Below are 22,867 nucleotides of genomic sequence, written 5' to 3'. Positions count from 1 at the left end.
AGGGATCTGCCGCAGCAATAGCAGCAGATCCCTTGTATGATTGCTTATTTAAATAAGCGGTTGAATTCTATTCCAGGAAGTCCTTCAGACGTTTGCTGCGGCTTGGATGGCGCAGTTTACGAAGGGCTTTGGCTTCGATCTGACGGATACGCTCACGGGTAACACCGAACACTTTACCCACTTCTTCGAGTGTACGAGTACGTCCATCGTCCAAGCCAAAACGCAGACGAAGTACATTCTCTTCACGCTCAGTCAGCGTATCCAGCACATCTTCCAGCTGTTCCTTGAGCAGCTCGTAAGCTGCTGCATCAGCCGGTGCCAGTGCATCCTGGTCCTCGATAAAGTCACCCAGGTGAGAGTCATCCTCTTCCCCGATTGGTGTCTCCAGAGATACAGGTTCCTGTGCGATTTTCATGATTTCGCGTACTTTTTCGACGCTCAGTTCCATCTCGGCTGCAATCTCTTCCGGCGTCGGTTCGCGCCCCAGTTCCTGCAGCAGCTGACGGGATACCCGGATCAGCTTGTTGATGGTCTCTACCATATGCACCGGAATACGGATTGTTCTGGCCTGGTCCGCAATCGCGCGGGTAATGGCCTGACGAATCCACCAGGTTGCATACGTACTGAACTTGTATCCTTTGGTATGGTCAAATTTCTCAACGGCTTTGATCAGACCCATGTTGCCTTCCTGAATCAGATCCAGGAACAGCATACCGCGTCCTACGTACCGCTTGGCAATACTGACCACGAGACGAAGGTTGGCTTCAGCCAGTCTGCGCTTCGCTTCTTCATCTCCCTGTTCAATCCGCTTGGCCAGCTCGACTTCGCTGTCAGCGGAAAGCAGAGGTACTCTACCGATTTCTTTCAGATACATTCTGACCGGGTCATTGATTTTGATACCTGGCGGCAGTGCCAGATCATCGTCAAAGCTGAACTCGTTATCCCCGTTTTCACGCTCATTCTCGGAATCGGTTGTGATTTCCTCGTCACCTTCATTGATTACTTCGATACCCATATCTCCGAGTTGTTCGTAGAACTCGTCGATCTGTTCAGCATCCTGGTCAAAAGCGGCCAGTCTTTCCATAATATCCTTGTAATTCAAGGAGGATCTCTTTTTACCTACCTCAATAAGCTGCTCTTTTACCTGTTCGAGCGTTAATTCGGTTTCCAATTCAGTATGCTGATCGTTCGCCATCTTTCGACTCCCTCCTCCCTGAAAATAAATGCTCAGAACATTTATTGTCTTTCCAGGGTGATAATCTCACTTGCAATTTGAGCTGCACGCAGGAAATCACCGGACTTCTCCGCGCGCAGCATGTCTTCTCTTTTTTGCTCGATCAGTTTTTGCTGCGGGAATTTTTTGATTTCACGAATGTAATCATCCATTCCGCGCAGCGTCTCATCCAGCGGGGCATCCATCATGGAGATGGATGTTGCAGTCTTCTCCAGCCGGTCATCATGGAGCGACCCGATGAACCGGCTGACATCAGGCGCTTTGCCCTGTGCATAATACGAATAGATATAGGCAGCCAGCGCTGCATGTTCCGGGATATTAAAAGCTTCTCCCAGATGCTGCGCCACATAGGTGGCCGCCTCCCCATCCTGCAGCATAATCGACAGTAAACGTCGCTCAGCCACATGATAGGCGGGCAGCAGCGTCGGAGCAGTAGGCTTGCGTGAGCTCCGTCCATTTCCGCCACTGCCACCGCCACGACCGCCCTGCTGGCCGGATTGCGGCTGCTTGCGATTCAGCGTCTGGCGCGCCAGATTGCAGTCCTGCTTCAGACTGTCCAGAGATACACCCACTTCAACGGAAAGTTCCTTGAGGTATACTTCCCGCTCGGTCGGTGAACCCAGATTGGCAATCACATTGATCGCTTCCTGCGCATAGGCAGCCTTGCCGTCCTCTTCCAGCAGATTGTAATTCTTTTTGATGTAAATCAGCCGGAACTTGGTTGTTGACACTGCACCATGAATAATCTGCTCCACAAATCGTTCCTGACCATACGTCTTGATGTATTCGTCAGGATCCAGCCCGTTTTGCAGTACGGCAATCTTCACATGCAGGCCTGCACCTTCCAGAATGGGGATACTTTTGAGTGCTGCTGCCTGACCGGCGTTATCGCCGTCATAGCAGACCACCACCTCTTCGGTTAGCGTGCGTATCAGTGAGGCATGATTGTCGGTCAATGCTGTACCCATTGTCGCTACAGTATGTTGTACCCCCGCATCCCATGCTGCAATCACATCACCAAAGCCTTCCATCAATACAATTTGTCCCTGCTTGCGGATTGGTCCTTTGGCCAGGTTCAGATTATACAGTGTACGGCTTTTGTTGAACAGTCGGCTCTCCGGCGAATTCAGATATTTCGGCTGGCCTTCGCCCAGAATCCGGCCTGCAAATGCGATTACTCTTCCGCTGCGGTTCATGATCGGGAACATGACCCGCCCGCGGAAGCGGTCCACATAGCCCGAGCCATTCTGTCTGGGAGACAGCAGTCCCCCTTTTTCCATTTCTTTCAGATCAAAAGAACGTTTCTCAAAAAACTGCACAAGCGTATCCCAGCGGTCCGGAGCATAACCAATCTGAAACTGATCAATCAGCTTATCGCCGAATCCGCGGGCCCGCAGGTATTCCATCGCAGATTTCCCGTGTTCCGTATTTTTCAAAAGATAATGAAACAGCTTGGCAGCCCATTCATGAGCCTGAAGCAGACGTTCCAGTTCCTTGTTCTGCGGAGTGGCTGCCGCTCCTTTTCCATCCTGGAAAGGGACATGTGATTCTTCTGCCATTAATCTGACCGCTTCCGGGAAAGACAAACCATCAATTTCCATTCTGAACTTGATGGCATTGCCGCCCGCGCCGCATCCATAACAGTAAAAAATCTGGCGTTCCGGTGTGACTGTGAACGAAGGAGTCTTTTCCGAATGAAACGGACAGAGGCCCTTCATGTACTTTCCCTGTTTGGTCAGATGAACATATTTGCCTACCGTGTCAACAATGTCATTATGCTGAAGTACCGCTTCAATGACTTCATCAGGAATACCACCGCTATATCCGGTGTTCATCGTTACCACCTTCATCTCTTTTCACACGATAAATAATATTCGCTATTCCGAATGAAATTCCTGCAAATTTGTTAAAAGTTTTACGAGCTTGGCCTGAAAATTTTTCTTATCGTCCGTTGTAAGCGGTCTGGGCCCTTTACCATACTTGCCCTGACGTCTTGCTTTGGCCTGTGCATGACGGCGTGCCAGCAGAAATTCGATATTGTCTGCATGGAACTCCATTCCCCGGAAGGACAATATCCGGCAGTGCTTGGCCAGAGCAATCGTAGCCAGCCCATAATCCTGGGTAATGACGATATCGCCGGCATGAACATGATTCACAATATATAGATCCGCACTCTGATCGCTGCGGTCTACCTGAACAACACGTACACCTTCTTCTGCCTGAATTCGGTGATCAAAGGAGGACACCATCAGTACAGGCACTCCAAAAGAGCGCGCTGTCTCAGCAATCTCTGCTTTGACCGGGCAGGCATCGCCATCTACCACGATGGTAGGGATACGGCTTAGCGATTCCGATTCCAATACATGTCCTCCTTTCCGGGATTACATTAGACAGCATACAGGTTCACGGATCATACGTTCGTTTACAAAGCCGAAAATACGGAACGACATCATTTCTCATCGTCGTTCCGTATAACTGTATCTGTTAGTATATAATATATTATTTAACCAGCTTGGAGAAATCTGCATACAGCTTGATATCGCGATCGATCACAGTCAGCAGAGCCAGACGGTTCTCGCGTACCGCAGCGTCGTCCACCATAACCATAATATGATCAAAGAAGTTCGTAATCGCCGGACGAAGTGTTGCCAGTAAAGTCAATGCTTCTCCTGTGCGATTATCGGCAAGCAGATTATGGTAAGGCACGCTGACCGACTGCCATGCTGCATAGAGTTCTGTCTCTCCTGCTTCTGTAAACAGCGCCGGATTCACAACTGCACCTGCCGATTTGGCAGCCAGATTGGATACACGTTCAAACGATTCGATGATCAGCTTGAAGTCAGGGACTTCATTAACAGCTTGCATCAGATCATTACCGCGTGCGACCACGGAGCCAATATGATTGAATCCTGCCGAAATAACAGCATCTACCACGTCATAGCGGAGTGCCTCGGACAGCAGCTTTTTCACACGCAGTCCAAAGAACTCATATAATTCTATACGTATTATATCGGAAGAACGTTTCATATTCCTTAAATTTTCATGAATATTCAGTGCAATATCAAAAATCTGTTCCAGAGTCAGCGACAATCCGCGTTCCAGCAAGATCTGAACAATGCCTGCCGCCTGACGACGCAGTGCATATGGGTCCTGTGAACCGGTCGGAATAATGCCGATCGAGAAGCAGGCTACAATCGTATCGATCTTGTCCGCAATGCTGACCAGTGCCCCGGTCACCGAAGCAGGTGCGGCTTCACCGGCAAATCGCGGCTGATAATGTTCAAAGATGGCACGGGCCACTTCTTCGCTCTCGCCAGCTTTGCGGGCATAATCTTCACCCATGACACCCTGCAGTTCAGGGAACTCATAGACCATCTGGGTCACCAGATCAAACTTGCTGATATCTGCAGCACGGCTGATGGCCACTGCCTGGTCGGCCGGCACCTGCAGTGCAGTACCCAGCTGATCGGCGATCTGGCGAATACGGCGCACTTTCTCGCCGAGTGTTCCAATTTCTTCATGGAAAACGATATTATCCAGCTTGGCAACCGCGTCTTCGATCTTCATCTTCTGATCTTCTTCATAGAAGAACTTCGCATCCGACAGACGGGCACGCAGTACTTTCTCGTTACCTCTGGCAATCACATCCAGCGAGCGGCTGTCACCGTTACGAACCGTTACAAAGTACGGCAGCAGCTGGCCTTCGTTATCCAGTACCGGGAAATAGCGCTGATGCTCACGCATCGAAGTGATCAGCACTTCCTGCGGAATGTTCAGGAAAGACGGATCAAACGTACCATACAGTACCGTCGGCGTCTCTACCAGGAACAGTACTTCTTCCAGCAGATCTTCCTTCACATCGATATTCCACTTCTGCTCGGCTGCCAGATGGGAGATCTGGGCACTGATCATCGCTTCACGCTCTTCCACATCAGCGATAACATGCTGTCCGCGCAGTGCTTCCATATAGAGTGTAGGCTCGGCAATCTCGGTCTCGGTGCCGAGGAAACGGTGACCGCGTGTCACACGTCCTGTACGAACACCAGTAATTTCAAAATCAATTACATCATGTCCCCACAGAGCGACCATCCAGCGGATCGGACGAACAAAGCGGAAATCATATGCACCCCAGCGCATATTTTTCGGGAAGTTCATGGATGTAATGATATTTTGCAGCGCCTCGGCCACAATAGTCTCCGTGCTGGTACCGATACTGCTCTTGCGGGCATAGATGTATTCCACACCACCGACTTCGCGGAATGTAAATTGTTCCGGATCAACACCCTGACTGCGGGCAAAACCAAGTGCAGCCTTGCTCCAGTTGCCGTTTTCATCCTTGGCAATCTTACGGGAAGGTCCTTTCACTTCCTCGTTGATGTCTTCCTGCTTTTCCGCTACATCCTTGATCCATACGGCCAGACGACGCGGTGTTGCGAATGCTTTGGCTTCTCCATAAGTCAGACGGGAATCATCCAGCCATTTGACCGTTTTATCACGCAGCTGGTTCATTGCCGCACGCAGGAAGCGGGCAGGCACTTCTTCCAGACCAATTTCAAGCAATAAATCCTTCGCCATGATTACATCTCTCCTTTCTTGAGCATCGGGAAGCCAAGCTTCTCACGATTTTCCAGATAAGTGGCCGCCACCTGGCGCGCCAGATTCCGTACACGGGTAATGTAGCCCGTCCGCTCGGTGACACTGATTGCGCCGCGCGCATCGAGCAGGTTGAATGTATGCGAGCATTTCAGTACATAATCATAAGCCGGGAATACCAGATGCTGATCCATCGCACGCTTGGCTTCCTGTTCATAGGTGCTGAACAGATTGAGCAGCATAGGCACATCGGATACTTCAAACGTATAGGTGGAATGCTCCACTTCCGGCTGATGGAATACATCGCCGTAGGTCATGCCATTTACCCACTCCAGATCAAATACATTTTCCTTTTCCTGAATATACGAAGCCAGACGCTCCATACCGTAGGTGATCTCAACCGATACCGGATTGGTCTCGATACCGCCCACCTGCTGGAAATAAGTGAACTGTGTAATTTCCATACCATCCAGCCATACTTCCCAGCCGAGACCCGCACAGCCGAGGGACGGGTTCTCCCAGTTATCTTCGACAAAGCGAATATCGTGATCCAGCGGTTCAATACCAAGCGCCTTGAGGCTGTCCAGATAAATCTCCTGGATGTTGTCCGGTGAAGGCTTGATAATCACCTGGAACTGGTGATGCTGGTACAGACGGTTCGGGTTCTCCCCATAACGGCCATCGGAAGGACGGCGGGAAGGCTCAACATAAGCGACACGCCAAGGCTCAGGACCGATCGAACGCAGGAATGTCATCGGGTTCATCGTGCCGGCACCTTTTTCCGTATCGTAAGGTTGGACGATAATACAGTTATGCTCGGCCCAGAAATTTTGCAGCGTCAAAATCATTTGCTGGAAGTTCATTGACATTACTCCTTTATCTTCGTAGTGGGATTACTGGAATCGGCCCGAATCTTGTATCCATGAAAAGATCGGGTTCCGGCAGCCAGCAACCGGTCGTGCTCTCCCGCTGAAATAGGCATCTGCAACGCACGCAAAAAACTCCCGTTCCTACGCCTGGTTACAGACATAGGGACGAGAGGTTCAGTTCCCGCGGTTCCACCCTATTTGAAGACATTTGCATGTCATCCACTTTTCCATATTCAGCTCATATGCTCACGGCTGCCATTCAACTGCTGGTCGTCATCAGGCTCTCACGATCCCTGACTCGCTAGTGGACGATAATCAGCAATTTACTATACCGGTCAACGCATCATGTGTGTCTGCAGGAGACACAATTTATAAGTTAGATCATATCGGAATTAGCGTGGTTCGTCAATGTCGTTTTGCAATGATGCACGAAATGGATAGGAGTCTACAGGCAGATTTCTACATTCGCACAGGTTCAACAAGCTGAAAAACCAGACGGAATGACGGTGGCCCACTGTTCGGCGAACTACCATTTCTCCATCAATGGAAAACATGGGAATATCTGCCTGATGTCTTCCTAACGCCAATCTTCATGCCTATTAGATCTCGTAGCGTTCGAGCTGCTCCAGGAAGCGGCGTGATTTCAGTTTGAGGCCGAGCTGCGCTTCCATAAAGGAATTCATGACTTTCTTCAGCTCTGTACGGGTCTCTTCCTTGACATCAATATTGCCCAGCCGGCGGATATCCAGCCGGCTGAACAGACGCAGCAGCTTGAGCACACCCGGAGATACGAGTACGGCTGCAGGGTCCTGGCGCCGCTCCTTCTCGGATAAAATGCCGCCCAGTCCCGCACTGATCCAGAACTTGCCCTCTGTCTCGCCGGAGAACATGCAAGCATCCACCTGCGGTCCGTAACCGGCGGCCTGCAGCACTTTCATCTCGAACAGTGAAGTGAGCACGACCGGATCACGGCCTTCCCCGAGAAAGGACAGATAGGCCTTGAGCTGTTCAAACCAGAAATGGCCGGTCTCATTATCCTGCAGTGCCTTGTCCACCAGCTCGCACGCATATGCGCTGTACGCGGCCAGTATAATATCTTCACGCAGCCGGTGATTAGATTCGATTACTTCTCCCTGATTCAGCGTCCCCATTCCCGTTCCGCTGCGGATAAAGGAAAACTCTCCATAGGTAAATGGCTGTACGAGCGCACCATGGCGGCTTCTTGCTTTTTTGGCTCCGCGCACAAATACGGCGACTTTACCGTGTGCTTCCGTGCATAGGGTAATGATCTTGTTGCCTTCGCCGTAATCCATGCTGCGGATGACGATACCTCCCACTCTGTATAGCATGCGTCATCTCCTGATCTGTATTGAATTCCAGCGGGTCGATCCGGCGCTGGTTGGAGTATTTGCCGATAGTATGATTGCTGTTACAAAAGAAACAGAGCATTGCATCAATGCTCTGTTTCGCTTCATTACGCGTCCCGGTGGAAGCCGAGATCCTTGAGGACCCGATCCTGGTTACGCCAGTCTTTCTTCACTTTTACCCACAATTCCAGGAAGGTTTTGGAACCGAGCAGGTTCTGGATATCCATCCTCGCTCGCTTGCCCACTTCCTTGAGCAGTGCGCCCTGCTTGCCGATAATGATACCTTTCTGGGAATCACGTTCCACATAAATGACAGCGGAGATATTTACAAGTCCATTTTCCTGGGTATACATGTCTTCGATCGTTACCGCGATGGAATGCGGAATTTCTTCGCGGGTCATCTGAAGAATCTTCTCACGGATCAGTTCGGCACAGACAAACTGCTCCGGATGATCGGTTACCTGATCGTCCGGATAGTACTGAGGACCTTGTGGCAGGTATTTGCCCAGCTGTTCCAGCAGTGTATTGACATTATTGCCAAGCTTGGCGGAGATCGGTACAATCTCGGCAAACTCATGCAGCGAACGATATTTGTCAATGATCGGCAGCAGCTGCTCCGGAGCCACCTGATCAATTTTGTTAATCACGAGGAATACCGGCGTTTTTACTTTTTTGAGATGTTCGATGATAAAGCGGTCACCACCGCCGAGTCCTTCAGCTGCATCCACGAGGAACAGAGCCGCTTCGACTTCATTCAGCGTGTTCAGCGCCGTCTGGTTCATAAAGTCGCCCAGTTTGGACTGACGTTTGTGCACGCCCGGTGTATCCAGAAACACGATCTGCATTTCTTCGGTTGTATACACTCCATGAATCTTGTTACGCGTCGTCTGTGGCTTATCGGACATAATCGCGATTTTCTGACCGATCACCTGGTTCATGAGGGTGGATTTCCCTACATTCGGACGGCCTACAATCGCGACAAATCCTGATTTGAATTGTTTTTTTGACATATTACACTCCGTTCATTAGCGGATCGGTATCCGCCTGGGTTGTTAAAAATAATTAATCTTATCCGGCTTTTATGAATCTCTGTATTTACTGATCCAGATTCCATGGACCAAACGCATGCGGCAGCAATTCGGCAATGGTCGTCATACGCATATCACCTTTCATATTGCCAAGCAGTACAGGCATATCGGGATGACACAGTTCCACCATCACCTGACGGCATACCCCGCAGGGAGCAATCGGCTCATCGGTCTCTCCAATGACGGCTAGCATTTTGAAAGTACCCGGACGCTGCCCCTGTGCAATCGCACTGAACAGGGCCGTACGCTCTGCACAGTTGCTTGGAGAGTAGCCGGCATTCTCGATATTGCAGCCATGATGCACCTGTCCACTGGCATCCAGCAGGGCTGCGCCTACCGAGAAATGCGAATAGGGAACATAGGCTTTGGCACGCGCGATTATGGCTTCCTGTAGTAATTGTGATGCTTCCATCGTGTTCCTCCTATAATTCGGAATTCATTATCCCGTTTGGTTCCCTGCAGGTTGCTGTATACAATGTGCGCGGCTGCTTACTGCTGCGCATCTTATCCATAACGTTGATTTATAATCAAATCCGTATAAACAGACAAGTATTTCCTGTACAGAAATTATACTGCCTATCATTCATTTGCGGTCTCTGCTTGCTGCATCGGAAAATGGCTGTTGTTCGGACAGCGACGTCTATCACTGGCTATACAGCAGTATATATCTATTTTACACGATTTATGCCTGTTCGCCCATAGTGAAACGGTTTTGCTGTCAGACTATCTTTCTGTGATCTACACCAAAGCCATATTCTCGCTCACGGAGCAAAGAAATCCTCCCTGCCACCCGAAAGTGCTGCAGAAGAGGATTTCGCAAATGACACCCGATTCAATCAGGTTGGTTCTATAATTATCAGCTTGCCCATTCAAATATTCAGCCAGCTCAGCACCGGCCCGATAAAAACAGCAATACCGATTACAGCCGCCGCAAGAGAAGCGACCAGCACAGCGCCTGCCGCGGCGTCTTTGGCCTTTTTGGCAAAAGGGTGCCAGTCGGGAGAGCATAAATCAACAGCAGCCTCAACAGCGGTATTCATCAGTTCCGCGCCAAGCACCATCGCAATGGCCAGCGTCAACAGCATCCAGTCTCCAATATCAACATGAAAAAACCAGCCTGCCGCGATAATTACCATCGTCGCCAGCACATGCACACGGAAATTGCGTTCCGTACGGAAGGTTGCAATCACGCCTTCAATCGCAGAATAAAATACAGCTCTCCACGTTCTCTTTTTCATTAGCGGGTCAATCCGATCTGCTGCAATACCGCTTCCTGTTTGCCCATCATTTCCGCTTCACTCTCATCATCCTGATGATCATAGCCGAGCAGATGCAGAAATCCATGCACGAACAGGAACCCGATCTCACGCTCCACCGAATGTCCATAATCCTCGCTCTGTGCAATTGCACGCGGAATGGAAATAATAATGTCACCCAGCATATCTCCAGGCAGCGGCTCACCGTCTGCTTCCGGATCTGTACCATAGTTGATCTCCATCTCATCGTCCATAGACTCATGCATGGCAAAGGACAATACATCTGTCGGGCGATCCATATTCCGGTATTCCTTGTTCAGCTGGTGAATCACCTCATCATCCACAAAGGTAAGCGCGACCTCACCTTCCTGAACACCTTCCTGCTCGCCTGCCTTTTGCAGCACCTGCTCCAGCAGCGAGATCAGCTCCCCGGTAATTTCATATTCAGTTTGTTCATTCTCCCAAGCGAGCTGCAAACTCATACGTTCTTCTCCTTTATCTCCGGCTTCTTGATATCTTCCGGATACTCAATACGGGAATGGAAAATTCCCATTACCGCTTCTTTGAGCGTTTGGGCAATCACATCCAGCTCTTTCATCGTCAGATCACATTCATTGAACTGGTGATCATCCAGACGCCCTTTGATAATTTTCTCAATCATGCTTTCGACCTGCTCGACAGTCGGCTTGTTCAGGGAACGTACCGCCGCTTCCACGCTGTCCGCGATACCAACCACCGCCGCTTCCTTGGTCTGTGCTTTGGGACCCGGATAACGGAAATCTTCTTCTGTAAAGTCAGGTTCTAACCCCTGCTCTTCCGCTAGCTTGAGCGCCTTTTGGTAAAAGAAATACAAAAAAGTCGTACCATGATGCTGCTCGGCAATATCGCGAATCGGCTTGGGCAGCTTGTATTCCTTTTGCATCTCCACACCATCACGGGCATGAGCAATAATAATCGACTTGCTGAGCTTCGGATCTATGCTGTCATGCGGATTCTCCATATGATTCTGATTCTCGATAAAGTAACCCGGCCGCTTGGTCTTGCCGATATCGTGATAATACGAACCGACACGGCACAGCAGGCCATTCGCGCCAATCGCTTCCGCTGCGGCCTCGGACAGATTACCGACCATTACACTATGATGGTATGTACCCGGCGTCTCAATCAGCAGCTTGCGCAGCAGCGGATGATTCGGGTTGGACAATTCCACTAGCTTGAGCGCCGACAGAATACCAAAAGTCGTCTCGAAAAATGGCATCAACCCCAGCACCAGCACAGTCGTCAGCAGACCTCCGATAAAAGCAAAACCCAGCGCATACATGACGGTCATGCGCGTCCAGCTTTCATCATTTAACAACACAAGTGCCAGTACCGTCAACGCTCCAAACAGACAGGTCATAATGCCTGCCTTGAGAATGGTGGAACGCTGGCTCGCACGGTGGATACAATGAATAGCCGTCAATGAAACGACCAGGGTAAACAATCCAAACTGATAATCGAATATCTCATTCTGCCGCATATTGAGAATTACGCTGACCAGAATACTCAGTACAACTGAACATACATAAGCCAGATGAATATCCAGCAGTACGGTAATCAGCATCGCTCCGAGTGCCGCAGGCACCAGATAACCAAAGTACGGGAAATTGCCCGCCTGTAAAATACGCACCAGATGGAAGCTTACAATACTAATCGCAAAAATAAGGATCAGCATAAGCAGCTGCGAATTGTTGTACGGTGTGCCTCTCTGGGCATTCTGGCGGAAAAACACATAGATCCCCAGCGTCAGCAGAAAAGCAAATAAAAGCAGCCCCAGCTGAGGCCAGTAGTTCACTTCGTTTTTGAGTAAATTGTTCTCGTCCAGCAGTGTGTACATTTCCTGGGTAATAATCTGGCCTGCAGGTACAATAACATCTCCCTGCTGCACATACACGACTGGCGTATTCTCACGCGCTTCTACTTTGGCAGCCTTGGTCGCTTCTTCATCGTAGAACTTGTTGGCCGTCAATGTAGCCCGGATCAACTCCTGTGAGACTTCACGCGCTGTCCGGCTGTTCAGCGAGCTGGTACTGACCATCTCTGCCACACGTGCTCTGGCGGACTGGGCATCCCTGATCTGATCGCTCATCAGTCTGGAGACGATCGACGTGGCCACCTGGCTCATTTGCTGAACTTCCTCTGTGGACAAACGCGGAATCTTCAGGAAAGTCTCTTCCGGAATGCTGTAGGTCTGATTGGCAATGGTCTTCTGCATCTCATCCAACAGCTGTGCGGAATAGTTACCTGATTCCCGTTGATTGCGGATAAAATTAGCAACCGAATTACGAATGCGCTGCGGAATCTCCTGGCTGTATATCTGTGCCTTATCCGAGCTGGAAATCTGATCATCCTGATTAAGCGACTCGATTCGTTCCAGCATCTGGGACATGACATTGTCCCTGTGCATAGACACAATAGTGTATACGGCTTCGACCTTTTCCGCTGCCGCTTCCTGCGCCTGCAGTGTAGCTTTGTTATTGGGAAGCTGCATAGGCGCCACAATATCTTTTTCGCTAACCGCACCGACCTGAATATCAAAACGCTGCGGTACCAGATTGGGCGCCAGGCTTCCATAAAAAAGCACAAGCAGTACTGCAAATAAAATATAGCGGGTTCCCCGGCCGCTCTTCCATCCTGCCACTCTGGAATAGAACGAATTGCGTTGGGACGGTTCCTTGGAAGTCATACATACAGTCCTCTCACTTTTGAATATTCAAAATGTGCGGTTGCTGCGTACCCACTGACCGTCTGCTATTCCAGATTCTCTGATGCTCTGTCATATGCGACGATAATTTTCTGTACCAGTGAATGACGCACCACATCCTGCTCGGCAAATGTTACAAACCCGATCTCCTTTATGCCATCTAGCACAAGACGGGCTTCCACCAGTCCTGACTTTTTACCGCGTGGCAGATCGATCTGGGTCACGTCTCCTGTAATTACCATTTTGGAGCCGAAGCCAAGTCGTGTAAGGAACATCTTCATCTGTTCCGGCGTGGTGTTCTGCGCTTCATCCAGAATGATAAAGGAATCATCAAGTGTACGGCCGCGCATATAAGCGAGCGGCGCGATTTCGATCAGTCCGCGTTCCAGCGCTTTGGCTGTCTGCTCCTGACCCATAACATCGTATAGGGCATCATACAGCGGACGCAGGTAAGGGTCTACCTTTTCCTGCAGATCGCCTGGCAGGAAGCCGAGACTTTCGCCTGCTTCAACAGCCGGACGAGTCAGCACGATCCGCTTTACTTTACCTTCTTTCAGTGCGGCTACAGCCAGCACTACCGCCAGGTAGGTTTTACCGGTACCTGCAGGGCCAATCCCGAAGACGATATCACGTTTCTGAATCGTGGATACATAGTGCTTTTGACCAATCGTTTTAACACGAATCGGCTTTCCACGGAACGTCTGGGTGATCTCTCCTTTATATAAGTCGAGCAGCTGATCTGCCCGCATATCCTTCGCAAGCTCAATAGCATATAAAATATCCCGTTCTGTGAGAACATAGCCTTTGCGGATCAGCTCCAGCAGCACTTCAAATAACTGCTGTACCTTATCCACCATCTGAACAGGACCCTGAATAACAATATCCGCTTCTCTGCTGCCGATATTGGCTTCCATTTCGCGTTCGATGATTTTTAGAAAACTATCCTGTGGACCGAACAACGACAAGCCTTCTTCTGCGTTTTGCAAGGGTATTCTGACGCTTTGCGTTTGCTCTGACAAATAGCCTCAATCTCCTCAATTATAGAATTAGTGTATATGCTGCCTTCTTCATAAACTTTACCATTGTATCCGTGCTCATGCAAAATTTTTTAGGGGCATATGGTTTTATTATTCACCCTTATGCAGCGGTTTGAAGCAGATGTAAAGAACAAACCGGCCTCGTAGAGACCGGTTCATTAAAGTAATAACTGCTGCTGGGCTCCTGATGGAACAAAACGTATTCCTCAGGAATTGCGATTACTCCCGCGGCTCCATACCTATGGCTGACGGGAACGCGGTGATCCGAGAATCTCTGCCCACATCATTCCTTGACGCAGCTGATCGGCATGCACCTGTTCTCCGCTCACCTGTACAGCTTCCGGCTCCTCGGGACTGCTTTTTAGAGCATTGTTGCCAGTAATCAGTCCGCCGGCACGACTTTTGAGGTTGGATTCCAGACTCTTCAGACGCTGATCCAACGCTGCCTGTCTGCCGGACAATCCTTCAAGTTCGCCGCTTTCTCCCCGGACGCTTGTATGATCTCTGCTGGATTCTAGTGCAGGACGAGCGGAACTGTTATCCCAGCTCTCATCCTGTTCATAGGATTCACTGCTCTCATACGTATCCGGAGCGTTATAACGCCGCTGGGCTTCATGATAACGACGCTGGGCTTCCTCGGCTCCATTATCATTGATAAGCGGTGGAACAGCGTCACGGGCAGAACGATCTCCCTGCCTTGGCTGTCCGCCAAATGTAGGCATGGATGAAGGACGATTATTGGACTTTCCCTTACCCGAACGGCTGCTGATTGCTGTGAAAATAGCAAAGCCAATAATCAGCACAATATAGATGTTGCTAAAAATCCAGTCCATCATATATTAAGCACATCCTTATTTACTTGGGTTCTGATCACTGCCACCCTGATTCGGATCGTTTACTTTGCCGAGCGAACCACGCATTTGTGTATCCGCCTCGATATTTTTGAGGTTCATATAATCCATTACACCCATTTGGCCTTTACGCAGCGCTTCGGCCATAGCCAGAGGTACATCCGATTCGGATTCAACTACACGCGCTCTCATCTCTACGACACGCGCCTTCATTTCCTGTTCCTGTGCAACAGCCATTGCACGTCTTTCTTCGGCTTTGGCCTGGGCGATACGTTTGTCCGCCTCTGCCTGTTCGGTCTGCAGGATCGCGCCGATATTTTTGCCTACATCCACGTCCGCAATATCAATGGACAAGATTTCAAATGCGGTACCGGCATCCAGTCCTTTTTGCAGTACAGTACGTGAAATCAGGTCCGGATTCTCCAGTACCTGCTTGTGAGATGTACTCGAACCTACAGTTGTAACAATACCTTCACCAACACGAGCGATGATCGTCTCTTCACCGGCACCCCCGACCAGGCGGTCGATATTAGCACGTACGGTTACACGGGCTTTAACCCGGACTTCAATACCGTCTTTGGCTACTGCAGCTACGACAGGCGTCTCGATTACTTTGGGATTAACACTCATCTGTACGGCTTGCAGCACATCACGGCCTGCCAGATCGATCGCTGCGGCGCGTTCAAATTCCAGTGGAATGTTGGCACGCTGTGCCGCGATCAGGGAGTTTACCACGCGGTCCACATTACCACCGGCAAGATAGTGACTTTCCAGCTGATTCAAGCTCAATCCAAGACCGGCCTTATGCGCTTTGATCTGCGGATTAACGATACGGGAAGGCACAACCCGGCGCAGGCGCATCGCAACGAGGGTAATGATGCTCACCCGCAGACCGGAAGCCACTGCGGAAATCCATAAGGCTACCGGGAAGAAACTGAAAAACACACTAAGGACAACGATAACAACAACGGCGATTAGTAGAAAACTTAAAATACCTGGACTCATTGGTTAGATCACACTCCATTTCAGAATTTACTAACAAAATAACAATCAAAAATAATCTTGATGGCTGGGTCATTGCTTGATCAAAACAAATACCTGCTTTATACATATAGAGAAAGAGCAGTTTGTACACAGTTCTGACGGATGGTCCAGCCAATAAAACGATAAGCAGGTATATATGTAAGAATAACAGTAGAATGACAGATGATGAAACCAACCAATCACTCTTGTATTCTACTGTTGTTCAAGCGACATACCCGCTGAATATGCAGAGACAAGATGACACTTCCCTGCCTTTTTCAGCGATCCGGTTAAATAAGAGGTCCTATACTTCCATGAACATCAGGCTCGGTATCTTCAGCTTTCTCATCTACGATGATCCGGCTACCGTCAATGCGAATGATCCGCACCGGGCAATTTTTATCAATATATACACCCTGAGTCACCACATCCAGATGCTGGCCATCCACTATAATCGTACCGGAAGGCCGAAGAGGTGTGAGGCTAACACCTTCCAATCCGAGCAGCTGCTCTCTCTGCAGATTGGACATATAATTCTGATCTGAAGACAGCTGTTCTTTCAGTATAAAACGATTCCAGATGCCTCGTTCTTTGAAAATAACGGCTACAATCGATACGAATATTGCTGCTACTCCAAAAGCAATCCCCAGCGACAGAAGCGCGTTGCTCGTATCATAGGCGGCTTTCACTACACCGGTTATGAGACTGGCAGCTCCAAGAACACCTAGAATACCAAAACTTGGTATAAACACCTCCAATATGAGCAGCACAAGGCCTACACCAAACAAAATCCATGTCTCTGATCCGGAAAAACCTGCTGCATAACCACCAAAGAAATAAAGGCCAAATGCAACAACGCCAATAATACCTGGTATCCCAAAACCCGGGACCAGAATCTCGATGGCAATACCGGCAATACCGATAAACAGTAAGATCGTCGCTACTATAGGATTGGTCAGGAAACGAGCAATATTCTCACCGATCGAAGGCTCTACACGAACGATATCAGCTGGTGAATGCCCCAGAGCGGCTACCGCCTCATTTACAGAAGATACCACTCCTTCGGCATAACCGACTTTTTGAGCTTCCTGGGCAGTGAGGGAAATAATTTGTCCCTTTTCCTTGGTCTGATCAATCTCTGGCATGGCTACTGTCATGTTAACGTCCGTCATCCCTGCTGCGATATCGGGATTACGCGAATTCAATTGAGCTGCAGAGCGCATCTCGCTTTTCCAGTAAGCCACCAGCTTGGCATCATTGATGGGCTGTCCTTTACCATCCACGACTGCAGCTGCACCAATCATGCTGCCTGGCTGCATATAAATTTTGTCTGCATTTAGAGCAATGTAACTACCTGCCGAAGCGGCTCTGTCCTGTACAAGCACAGCTGTTGGAACTGCACTGTTGCGGATCATTTGGCCGATACCTTCCGCTGCACGAACTTCCCCGCCAGGCGTACTCATCTCCAGCAGAACCCATGAGGCTTTATTTTGCTCTGCCTCCTGCAATCCACGAGCAAGAAACTTCTGTAACCCGTTCTCAATCTCACGGTCGATTGGAATAACATAAACCGCCCCGCTTGAAGTTGCTCCTGCCGATGGAGAAGCAGCGAATACCGAATGAATGGATGTTATTCCCATAGCAAAAATCATCATCGACATGAATACCCACATCAGAAGACGGCGATAACGTTTCAAGCCGTCTGTTTGTTTCATCATGCGTTGTAGCCCCTTTCTCTTCAGGTAGACCTTCTTCGTCACACGGATCAGGCTGCCTTTCATACGGACACTACGATACTGTCATCACGATACTAAAATATAGTTAGAACTGGTAAAACCTTCTCTTTTTATTATACGGGAAATCAATGAATACGTTTCATTAAAATGTCACATTCCTTTGAAAAAGCGCCGAGGAACTGTCTTTCCCGAAGAAAGTATAGAAAAAAGCACCTTCTTTCAAAGAAAGAAGGTGCTTTTGAATTTGTTTATTGCAGAAGTTGTTGAACCGTTTGGTTCACAACTTTTCCGTCTGCGCGACCTTTGACCTTAGGCATCAAGGCGCTCATCAGTTTTCCCATATCGGCTTTTGAAGAAGCACCGGTCTCCAGGATGGTCTGCTGTACAATGACTTTAATTTCTTCTTCAGAAAGCTGGGCGGGAAGATACTCTGAAATGATCTCAATTTCAGCTCTAAGGTTGCTTGTCAGGTCGTCACGACCTGCTTTTTCAAATTCTTGGAGGGCATCTTTGCGCTGTTTGATCTCACGGCTAAGAATATCAAGCACTTCTTCATCGTTCAAATCACGTTTTAAATCTATTTCAAGATTTTTTATCGTGGAACGCACCATGCGGATCGTAGACAATTTGAACTTGTCCTTGTCCCTCATGGCCTGCTTCATATTCTCGTTCAATCGTTCGCTAAGACTCATAACGGATAAATCCTCCTAAAACTTTCTCTTGCGCGCAGCCTCGGATTTTTTCTTACGCTTTACGCTCGGCTTTTCATAATGTTTGCGTTTTTTCACCTCAGCCAGAACGCCATCTTTAGCGATGGAGCGTTTGAAGCGACGAAGTGCTGCATCAATTGTTTCGTTTTTGCGAACTTTCGTTTCAGACACCAGTTTTCCCTCCCTCCGACCAGACCGTCCGGAAAAATAACACGGCTTATCAACTTTCATTATAGGTGAAAGTTAAATGAAGTGTCAACCTGAACAGGGCTTTTTCCAGTCATTTTTTTAACGTTATATTATATACCCGGTTTTTGGGCGATTGGAAACACTATTTCCGGCCTAATTTAAGTTAAAAATATTCAAATAATTACTTTTTTATATAATTATTGAATTCAAAGCATATCTGGCTTGAAGAAAGGCGGGGAGAGACCAGTGCTTAGCACGTCCGCCTCCAATCCCAAAAGCAATCATCAGGCGTGAGAATCGGAAATTCCTGTCAGTGCTCCAAGCTTGGTACCGGCCAGCAGATGATAATGAATATGTTGAACGGCCTGGCCGCTGTCCGGACCACAGTTGTTGATCAGGCGATAGCCGCTATCGGCAACTCCCAGTTCCGCCGCCAGCTGAATGGCTGTACGGTGGATATCGGCAATCAGGGAGAGATCCTCCTCGATCACCTCATTCATGGAGTCGATATGCTTTTTGGGAATAATGAGCACATGGACAGGAGCTGCCGGAGCAATATCGTGAAAAGCAAGCAGTCGCTCGTCTTCGTATACTTTGTTGCTCGGTATGCTTCCCTCTACAATTTTGCAAAATAAACAGTTTTGTTGTTGTACCATATGAAATGGCCCCTTTCGTCATTCAATTGGTTGGAGAAGCGGTGTTTCATTACATTTTTTCCAGCATGACTTTGGAGCCGCTGCCTGCCTGCTCGGCAGGAATAATAACGAGTTTGCGCGGCAGTCGCATACGCAGTTCGGGCACGTGGCTGATAATACCGACAGACAGCCGATCCGTGTGCAGCTTCTCCAGAGAAGTTACCACTGTATCCAGAAGTTCGGGGTCCAGTGTACCAAATCCTTCATCCAGGAAAAAGAATTGCAGCGGATAGCGTCCACGCAGCTGAATCTGGGCCGACAGTGCCAGGGCAAGCGAGAGGGAGGTCAGGAACGTCTCACCACCGGACAATGTCGATACCGGACGGCGTATCCCCCCATTGCCATTATCGCAAATGACAAAGCCTCCGCCGGAATCGACTTCCAGTGAATAGCGCTGCTTGGTCAGGAAACGCAGACGCTCCGATGCAGCCAGACTGACCTGCATCAACTGCTCTTCGGCAATATACTCGACGAAGGCGTTACCGCGCATACTTGCCTGCAGCTTGGACAGATGTCCTGCTTCCACGGCCAGCGAGGTACGCTCGTTCTCCAACTCCAACCAGCGCACATGACGGTGCTCCAGATCTTCAAAATCGCGCGCGGCTTTGGCTCTGTTTTCCAGTGCCGTCTCATCGGCCTGACGAGCCTCCGTCCAGCGCTGCTGAATCTCCTGCCACTGCTGTTCGGTAATGCTCTGTCCGTCCAGCTTCGTCTCTACTTCGCGCAGATGAAGCGACAGTTCACGCTGCTGCTCACGATGCCGGTCGATCCGCTGGCGGCTGAGCTGAATCTGCTGCTCTTCCATACGGGCAGCATTGACGCTCTCGGCACTTGTAAAAGGAGAATCCTCCAGCGCCTGCTGCCACTGTTGTCCAGTCTGTACGGACTGTTCTTCCAGCGAAGCACAGGATTGTTCAGCCAGCGCTACCGCCTGGGCAGCCTGCTGCTGACGCTGCTCCGCCTCTCGCAGCTGGCGAATACATTTCTCGGATTCCTGACGATACTTAGCAAGCTCCACTTCGACCTGACGGATCAGCTGCTCTACCGACTCGCTGCCGATCCATTCCTGCAGACGGTTCTTTTTCTCCTGCAGCAGTCGTTCGTCGCCTTCATGCCGGGTGCTGTCCTGAATAAGCTGACGGTCAAGCTGGTTCAGCTGCTGCTCGCAGTGACGCAGTGCTTTTTGGCGTTCCTCAATATAGGGTGTACTTTTCTCCAGACCTTCGCGGATCTTCTCTGCCTGCTCGTCCAGAGCGGCAATACGGGCAAATCCTTCGCGCGCGGATTGCTCGGTCAGATGAGCCAGCTTGGCCTGCCAATCCTGCTGCAGATCATTCACTGCCTGATGGGCGGCATTCAGCCGGACTGAAGACTGCTCCAGCAGACGGGCTGCACTCTGCTGCTCGGTCTGCAGAGACGCTGTACGCTGAGACCATTCACGCTGCTGCTGACGCCATACTCTGATCTCTTGCTTGAGACGGCTTAGCTGCTGTTCCAGCTCAGTACTATGCTGCTGTGCAGCAGCAAGCCAGCTGTTCATCGCCGGATATCCGTTTAAGCTCTCCAGTTGTTGCATGGCATTAGTCGCATCCGGACTGATGTTGTCTGCTTGCCCAGAGTCATTCGCAGCCGCTTGAGTATCAGCAGCCGTCCATTCCCACTCACCGAGCAAACTATCCAGTTCAAAGCGGCGGGCACGGATACTGTCATTCAGCTGACGGGCAGTCTGCTGCAGCTGCTGCAGCTGCTCCAGCTCGCCGAGCTGCTGTTCATGTTGGTCTGCCGAAGCATCGTTAGTGTCCGGTGCAGCAGCCGGCTGAGGATGGTGTACCGAACCGCAGACTGCGCAGGGTTCTCCATCCTGCAGACGAGCCGCCAGTACAGCGGCCAGACGATGGGATTCGGCTGTACGGGCTGCCTGACGATACTGCTGTTCCTGATCACGTAGGACGTTCTGGAATTGCAGCAAATGCTGTTCATCCTGCTGATGTCTCTGCAACAGACGGGAAGCTGTCTGATAAAGCGTCCGCTCCTGCTCACTGTGCTGCAGTGTCTCCTGCTGCAGTGCATTCCAAGCTTCATGCGTACGCTGATTGGTCTGCTGGTAATGGTCGTGTTCCTGCTGCATTTCATGCAGACGGGTACGAGCCGCATCCAGGGCAGACAGGCGCTGCTGGGCATCCTGAAGCTCTTTGCGATCCTGATTGCGTACCTCGCAGGCTTTGAGCTGGGCAGACAGCTCTTCACGCCGCTTCTCTGCCTTGTCCAGCATGGTCTGTTCATGATCGGCTTGGCGCCGCAGCTCTGCCAGCTGCTGCTTGGTCTGTTCCAGACGGGAGTTCAGCAGCGCCTGCGACTGTTCCAGACCGCTGCATTCCTGCTGCAACTGCAACGCTTGCTGCAGCTGTTCCATTCGCAGAACAAGACGAGGTTCGTTAAGGGATAATGTCTGTTTGGCCTGATCTTCGCATTCAGCAGCATGTACTGCAGCCTGCTCGGCCTGCTGCAGTTGTTCTCTGAGCAGGTTGGAGCGGCTTTGTTCCTGTTCCAGCCGGGTTAGCGCCGTTTTCCAGGCGTCCAGCAGCGGAAGCAGCACACGCGCGGCGGCTGCACCATCAATCTGCTGCTCCAGTGCCTGTATATCCTGCTCATGCTGCTGCAGGTCATTCAGTCTGGATTGCAGCATGGTCTGTTCTTTCATCAATTCGCGTATTTTGCCCAGCTGCTCGGCCTGTACATTGATTTCCTGTAATTGACGACGAATCTGTTCCGCTTCCTGAATGGCGGCTTGCAGACGCTCCTTGGACAGCTTCACCGCTTCGGCCGAAGCATCGCCCAGACCGGCCTGCTCCGCAGCCAGACGGCCGAGCTGATTGTCGGTTTCCTTGACACGCTGACTGAGCTTTTGCATCAGCCGGTCGCCGTAACGTTCCAAGTGGAACAGACGCTGCAGCATCTGGCGCCGGTCACTGCCTTTTAATGACAGGAATTCGGCAAATTTGCCCTGCGGCAGTACCACTGCCCGGGTAAAGTCGTCCATTTTGAGTCCGATATACTCTTCCACGCAGCGGGTAACGTCGCCCAGCTTGTCCGCCATCACCCGATCTCCATCGGCATGGCATTCAATAAACCGGCTCATCGTATTGCTGACGGTATGGTCTCCTGTACGCTTGAACCGCCGCTCCACCCGGTACGTATGCGGACCCAGATCGGACAGCAGCTCAAACGAGAACGAAACAAACACGGCGTCCTCGGAATGATTCAGGATACCCTGTGTTCCATTTTGCGCGCGCTCCACCTTGCCGTACAGCGCCAGTGTAATGGCATCCAGTACGGTGGATTTGCCGCTGCCGGTTGGGCCGAATATACCGAATAGACCGGTCTCGCACAGAACGGTAAAATCGATTTCCTGTTGTTCACGGTAGCTTTGCAGGCCTGATAATTTCAGGGTGATCGGCTTCATACTGCATCCCCTC

At 50.2% G+C, this 22,867-nt stretch carries 19 protein-coding genes; all 19 read right to left on the bottom strand.

All coding sequences use genetic code 11. The annotated features are described in order from the left end of the window. Window positions 1–67 precede the first annotated feature (67 nt). Window positions 68–1,195 carry an RNA polymerase sigma factor RpoD gene (rpoD, locus tag WH45_RS12285; protein ID WP_046214724.1) on the bottom strand — a complete coding sequence of 376 codons (1,128 nt, stop codon included), beginning with the start codon at window positions 1,193–1,195 and terminating at the stop codon, window positions 68–70. Between the two features lie 41 nt (window positions 1,196–1,236). Then, window positions 1,237–3,069 (bottom strand): DNA primase, encoded by a 1,833-nt coding sequence (dnaG, locus tag WH45_RS12280; RefSeq protein ID WP_046214723.1) that lies wholly within the window; start codon window positions 3,067–3,069, stop codon window positions 1,237–1,239. Window positions 3,070–3,111: 42 nt separating this feature from the next. After that, window positions 3,112–3,594, bottom strand: coding sequence for a YaiI/YqxD family protein (locus tag WH45_RS12275; RefSeq protein ID WP_046214722.1), 483 nt, complete (start codon window positions 3,592–3,594; stop codon window positions 3,112–3,114). A 139-nt stretch (window positions 3,595–3,733) separates the two neighbouring features. Next, the gene (glyS, locus tag WH45_RS12270; protein WP_046214721.1) at window positions 3,734–5,809 is read right to left on the bottom strand and encodes a glycine--tRNA ligase subunit beta; all 2,076 of its coding nucleotides are present in this window, start codon (window positions 5,807–5,809) and stop codon (window positions 3,734–3,736) included. Window positions 5,810–5,811: 2 nt separating this feature from the next. Beyond that, window positions 5,812–6,690, bottom strand: a complete 879-nt coding sequence (gene glyQ, locus WH45_RS12265) for a glycine--tRNA ligase subunit alpha (protein WP_046214720.1) — start codon at window positions 6,688–6,690, stop codon at window positions 5,812–5,814. A 605-nt stretch (window positions 6,691–7,295) separates the two neighbouring features. Then, a complete protein-coding gene (gene recO, locus WH45_RS12260; RefSeq protein WP_046214719.1) occupies window positions 7,296–8,045 on the bottom strand; it encodes a DNA repair protein RecO in 750 nt (249 codons plus the stop codon). A 125-nt stretch (window positions 8,046–8,170) separates the two neighbouring features. Next, window positions 8,171–9,073, bottom strand: a complete 903-nt coding sequence (gene era, locus WH45_RS12255) for a GTPase Era (RefSeq protein ID WP_046214718.1) — start codon at window positions 9,071–9,073, stop codon at window positions 8,171–8,173. An 85-nt stretch (window positions 9,074–9,158) separates the two neighbouring features. After that, window positions 9,159–9,563 carry a cytidine deaminase gene (gene cdd, locus WH45_RS12250; protein WP_046214717.1) on the bottom strand — a complete coding sequence of 135 codons (405 nt, stop codon included), beginning with the start codon at window positions 9,561–9,563 and terminating at the stop codon, window positions 9,159–9,161. 457 nt (window positions 9,564–10,020) lie between these two features. After that, complete coding sequence (locus tag WH45_RS12245; RefSeq protein ID WP_046214716.1) at window positions 10,021–10,389, bottom strand: diacylglycerol kinase family protein; 369 nt, start codon at window positions 10,387–10,389, stop codon at window positions 10,021–10,023. Continuing rightward, window positions 10,389–10,889 (bottom strand): rRNA maturation RNase YbeY, encoded by a 501-nt coding sequence (gene ybeY, locus WH45_RS12240; RefSeq protein WP_046214715.1) that lies wholly within the window; start codon window positions 10,887–10,889, stop codon window positions 10,389–10,391. The genes WH45_RS12245 and ybeY overlap by 1 nt, the downstream gene beginning before the upstream one ends. Next, complete coding sequence (locus WH45_RS12235) at window positions 10,886–13,132, bottom strand: HD family phosphohydrolase (protein ID WP_046214714.1); 2,247 nt, start codon at window positions 13,130–13,132, stop codon at window positions 10,886–10,888. The genes ybeY and WH45_RS12235 overlap by 4 nt, the downstream gene beginning before the upstream one ends. Window positions 13,133–13,197: 65 nt before the next feature. Further along, window positions 13,198–14,169, bottom strand: coding sequence for a PhoH family protein (locus WH45_RS12230; RefSeq protein ID WP_046214713.1), 972 nt, complete (start codon window positions 14,167–14,169; stop codon window positions 13,198–13,200). Window positions 14,170–14,426: 257 nt separating this feature from the next. After that, on the bottom strand, window positions 14,427–15,023 hold the full coding sequence (locus WH45_RS12225; RefSeq protein WP_046214712.1) for a hypothetical protein: 597 nt from the start codon (window positions 15,021–15,023) through the stop codon (window positions 14,427–14,429). 15 nt (window positions 15,024–15,038) lie between these two features. Beyond that, a complete protein-coding gene (floA, locus tag WH45_RS12220; RefSeq protein ID WP_046214711.1) occupies window positions 15,039–16,043 on the bottom strand; it encodes a flotillin-like protein FloA in 1,005 nt (334 codons plus the stop codon). A 308-nt stretch (window positions 16,044–16,351) separates the two neighbouring features. After that, window positions 16,352–17,779 (bottom strand): NfeD family protein, encoded by a 1,428-nt coding sequence (locus tag WH45_RS12215; protein ID WP_046214710.1) that lies wholly within the window; start codon window positions 17,777–17,779, stop codon window positions 16,352–16,354. Window positions 17,780–18,045: 266 nt separating this feature from the next. After that, the gene (locus WH45_RS12210) at window positions 18,046–18,489 is read right to left on the bottom strand and encodes a GatB/YqeY domain-containing protein (protein WP_046214709.1); all 444 of its coding nucleotides are present in this window, start codon (window positions 18,487–18,489) and stop codon (window positions 18,046–18,048) included. Window positions 18,490–18,504: 15 nt separating this feature from the next. Next, on the bottom strand, window positions 18,505–18,678 hold the full coding sequence (gene rpsU, locus WH45_RS12205; protein ID WP_005547957.1) for a 30S ribosomal protein S21: 174 nt from the start codon (window positions 18,676–18,678) through the stop codon (window positions 18,505–18,507). A gap of 302 nt (window positions 18,679–18,980) precedes the next feature. Further along, window positions 18,981–19,352, bottom strand: coding sequence for a histidine triad nucleotide-binding protein (locus WH45_RS12200; RefSeq protein ID WP_046214708.1), 372 nt, complete (start codon window positions 19,350–19,352; stop codon window positions 18,981–18,983). Between the two features lie 49 nt (window positions 19,353–19,401). After that, window positions 19,402–22,854: an AAA family ATPase gene (locus WH45_RS12195; protein WP_046214707.1), complete on the bottom strand. Its 3,453-nt coding sequence runs from the start codon at window positions 22,852–22,854 to the stop codon at window positions 19,402–19,404. Window positions 22,855–22,867 lie beyond the last annotated feature (13 nt).

It is taken from the genome of Paenibacillus wulumuqiensis (assembly GCF_000971965.1).
Lineage (GTDB): Bacteria > Bacillota > Bacilli > Paenibacillales > Paenibacillaceae > Saccharibacillus > Saccharibacillus wulumuqiensis.
Note: the sequence above shows the minus strand (reverse complement) of the source record. Positions and strands in the feature narration are given on the sequence as shown.

Coding starts and splice junctions, on each gene's coding strand:
- rpoD (WP_046214724.1), bottom strand. CDS start 1,195: ATGGCGAACGATCAGCATACTGAATTGGAAACCGAATTAACGCTCGAA.
- dnaG (WP_046214723.1), bottom strand. CDS start 3,069: ATGAACACCGGATATAGCGGTGGTATTCCTGATGAAGTCATTGAAGCG.
- glyS (WP_046214721.1), bottom strand. CDS start 5,809: ATGGCGAAGGATTTATTGCTTGAAATTGGTCTGGAAGAAGTGCCTGCC.
- glyQ (WP_046214720.1), bottom strand. CDS start 6,690: ATGAACTTCCAGCAAATGATTTTGACGCTGCAAAATTTCTGGGCCGAG.
- recO (WP_046214719.1), bottom strand. CDS start 8,045: ATGCTATACAGAGTGGGAGGTATCGTCATCCGCAGCATGGATTACGGC.
- era (WP_046214718.1), bottom strand. CDS start 9,073: ATGTCAAAAAAACAATTCAAATCAGGATTTGTCGCGATTGTAGGCCGT.
- cdd (WP_046214717.1), bottom strand. CDS start 9,563: ATGGAAGCATCACAATTACTACAGGAAGCCATAATCGCGCGTGCCAAA.
- WH45_RS12245 (WP_046214716.1), bottom strand. CDS start 10,389: ATGAAAAAGAGAACGTGGAGAGCTGTATTTTATTCTGCGATTGAAGGC.
- ybeY (WP_046214715.1), bottom strand. CDS start 10,889: ATGAGTTTGCAGCTCGCTTGGGAGAATGAACAAACTGAATATGAAATT.
- WH45_RS12235 (WP_046214714.1), bottom strand. CDS start 13,132: ATGACTTCCAAGGAACCGTCCCAACGCAATTCGTTCTATTCCAGAGTG.
- WH45_RS12225 (WP_046214712.1), bottom strand. CDS start 15,023: ATGATGGACTGGATTTTTAGCAACATCTATATTGTGCTGATTATTGGC.
- floA (WP_046214711.1), bottom strand. CDS start 16,043: ATGAGTCCAGGTATTTTAAGTTTTCTACTAATCGCCGTTGTTGTTATC.
- WH45_RS12215 (WP_046214710.1), bottom strand. CDS start 17,779: ATGATGAAACAAACAGACGGCTTGAAACGTTATCGCCGTCTTCTGATG.
- WH45_RS12210 (WP_046214709.1), bottom strand. CDS start 18,489: ATGAGTCTTAGCGAACGATTGAACGAGAATATGAAGCAGGCCATGAGG.
- WH45_RS12200 (WP_046214708.1), bottom strand. CDS start 19,352: ATGGTACAACAACAAAACTGTTTATTTTGCAAAATTGTAGAGGGAAGC.
- WH45_RS12195 (WP_046214707.1), bottom strand. CDS start 22,854: ATGAAGCCGATCACCCTGAAATTATCAGGCCTGCAAAGCTACCGTGAA.